The organism is Streptomyces sp. NPDC054847 (genome assembly GCF_053610925.1).
This window is the reverse complement of the sequence record NZ_JBSGZJ010000633.1, coordinates 1-3,086: the sequence shown is the minus strand read 5'-3', so window position 1 is coordinate 3,086 and position 3,086 is coordinate 1. Positions and strand designations below refer to the sequence as shown.

Sequence of the window (3,086 nt, the reverse complement as noted above, 5' to 3'; positions counted from 1 at the left end):
CCCAGGAGACGGCCGACCGGGTTCGCGCGGAGGCGGCGGCCGCCGCCGAGCGCGTGGGCACGGAGGCCGCGGAGGCCCTGGCGGCCGCGCAGGAGGAGGCGGTACGCCGCCGTCGCGAGGCGGAGGAGATCCTCGGCTCCGCGCGCGCAGAGGCCGGCCAGGAACGCGAGAGGGCCCGCGAGCAGAGCGAGGAACTCCTCGCGTCCGCCCGCAACCGTGTCGAAGAGGCGCAGACCGAGGCGCACCGGCTGGTCGAGGAGGCCGACCGGCGTGCCACCGAGATGGTGTCCTCCGCGGAGCAGACGGCCCAGCAGGTCCGGGACGCCGTCAGCGGGCTCCAGGAGCAGGCCGAGCAGGAGATCGCCGGGCTGCGCAGCGCCGCCGAGCACTCGGCGGAGCGCACCAGGACAGAGGCGCAGGAGGAGGCGGACCGGGTCCGCGCCGACGCGTACGCGGAGCGGGAGCGGGCGGCGGAGGACGCCGCCCGGCTGCGGTCCAGGGCCCAGGAGGAGACGGAGGCGGCGCAGGCGCTCGCCGAACGGACCGTCGCCGAGGCCATCGCGGAGGCGGACCGGCTGCGGGCGGACACCGCCGAGTACGTGCAGCGGATGCGCACGGAGGCGTCGGACGCCGTCGCCACCGCCGAGCAGGACGCGGCACGGACCCGCGCGGAGGCCCGCGAGGACGCCAACCGCATCCGTTCGGAGGCGGCCGCACAGGCGGACCTGCTGATCAACGAGGCGACGAGCGAGAGCGAGCGGCTGCGCGGCGAGGCCGCGGAACTGCGCGCGTCGGCGGACGCCGAGGCGACGCGGCTGCTCACCGAGGCCGAGCAGATCAAGGTCGACGGCGAGGCCGAGGTCGAGCAGATGCGGGCGGCCGTGCGGGCCGACCGCGAGCAGGTGCTGGACGAGGCGAGGCAGGCCGCCGACAAGCGGCGGGCCGACGCGGCCTCCCAGGCGGACCAGCTCATCGGCGAGGCCAGGGGCGAGGCCGAGCGGATCACGGCGGAGACCGCCGCGGAGACGGAACGCCTGCGGTCTGAGGCGAGCAGCGACGCCGAGCGCCTGCGTGCGGAGGCCGCGGAGACGGTCGGTTCCGCCCAGCAGGCGGCGGAGCGGATCCGGGCGGAGGCTGAGCGCTTCAAGGCGGAGACGGAGGCCGCGGCGGAGCGGCTGCGGGCCGAGGCCCGCGCGGAGGCCGACCAGTTGCTCGACGAGGCACGCGAGGCCGCCGCGAAGCGCCGTGCGGACGCCGCCGAGCAGGCCGACCAGCTCATCGGCAAGGCCCAGGAGGAGGCGCTGCGCGCGGCCACCGAGGCCGAGGCGCAGGCCGACGCGATGGTGGGCGCCGCCCGCAACGAGGCGGAGCGGCTGGTCTCCGAGGCCACCGTCGAGGGCAACTCGCTGGTGGAGAAGGCCCGTACGGACGCCGACGAGCTCCTTGTCGGCGCCCGCCGGGACGCGACCGCCATAAGGGAACGCGGCGAGGAGCTGCGGGCCCGGGTGGAGAGCGAGATCGAGGAGCTGCACGAGCGGGCCCGCCGGGAGACCGCGGAGCAGATGAAGACGGCCGGTGAGCGTGTCGACAATCTGGTGAAGGCCGCCGAGGAGCAGCGCGCGGAGGCGGAGGCGAAGGCCAAGGAGCTTCTCGCCGAGGCCAACTCGGAGGCGAGCAAGGTCAGGATCGCCGCCGTGAAGAAGGCGGAGGGTCTCCTGAAGGAGGCCGAGCAGAAGAAGGCCGAGCTGATCCGCGAGGGCGAGCGCGCCAAGGCGGAGGCCGACCGGGAGGCCGGACGGACGGTCGACGAGGGCAAGCGGGAGCTGGACGTACTGGTGCGCAGGCGCGAGGACATCCAGGCGGAGATCTCCCGTGTTCAGGACGTGCTCGAGGCGTTGGAGTCGTTCGAGGCCCCGTCCGCCGGCAAGTCCGGGGCGAGCGGCGGCTCCGGCGGCGTCAAGGCCGGTGCGACAGCAGGGGTTACCCGTTCGAGTGGCAAGTCATCCGACGGCTAGCCACTCAAAAGGCTGGACATTCTCCAGATCAAACCGGCATCCGCTCGATGACACGCCGCTCGGGCCCCTAGGATTCCCTCTAACACCTCACCGGTCTCATTGACAGGAACCCCATGAGCGACACTTCCTCCCCCTTCGGCTTCGAGCTCGTGCGGCGTGGTTACGACCGCGGTCAGGTGGACGACCGCATTACCAAACTCGTCGCCGACCGTGATAGTGCTCTGGCCCGAATCACCTCTCTGGAAAAGCGCATCGAGGAGCTCCACCTCGAGACGCAGAACGCCCAGGCCCAGGTCAACGACGCCGAGCCGTCGTACGCGGGTCTCGGTGCGCGTGTCGAGAAGATCCTCCGCCTCGCCGAGGAGGAGGCGAAGGACCTGCGCGAGGAGGCCCGTCGCGCCGCCGAGCAGCACCGTGAGCTCGCCGAGTCCGCCGCCCAGCAGGTGCGCAACGACGCCGAGTCGTTCGCCTCCGAGCGCAAGGCGAAGGCGGAGGACGAGGGCATCCGCATCGTCGAGAAGGCGAAGGGCGACGCCCAGACGCTGCGCAGTGAGGCCCAGAAGGACGCGCAGTCCAAGCGGGAGGAGGCGGACGCGCTCTTCGAGGAGACCCGCGCCAAGGCCGCCCAGGCCGCCGCGGACTTCGAGACCAACCTCGCCAAGCGCCGGGAGCAGTCGGAGCGGGACCTGGCGTCCCGTCAGGCGAAGGCGGAGAAGCGTCTCGCGGAGATCGAGCACCGTGCCGAGCAGCTGCGCCTCGAGGCGGAGAAGCTGCGTACGGACGCGGAGCGCCGTGCCCGTCAGACGGTGGAGACCGCGCAGCGCCAGGCCGAGGACATCGTGGCCGACGCGAACGCCAAGGCCGACCGTATCCGCAGCGAATCGGAGCGCGAGCTGGCGGCGCTCACCAACCGCCGCGACTCGATCAACGCCCAGCTGACCAACGTCCGCGAGATGCTGGCCACGCTGACCGGCGCCGCGGTGGCCGCCGCAGGCACCCCCGCCGACGAGGAGCCCGCCACCCGCGGCGTTCCCGCCCAGCAGACCCGCTGACGCCGGGGGAACGGCGCGG

1 protein-coding gene and 1 pseudogene are annotated in these 3,086 nt (G+C 73.5%); both read left to right on the top strand.

What is annotated here, in order from left to right:
* Window positions 1–2,015, top strand: a pseudogene (locus ACWGH4_RS33500) (hypothetical protein); the annotation flags it as partial.
* 113 nt (window positions 2,016–2,128) lie between these two features.
* Entirely contained in the window at window positions 2,129–3,067 is a 939-nt protein-coding gene (locus tag ACWGH4_RS33495; RefSeq protein ID WP_453467491.1) for a cellulose-binding protein, read from the top strand.
* The last annotated feature ends 19 nt before the right edge of the window (window positions 3,068–3,086 follow it).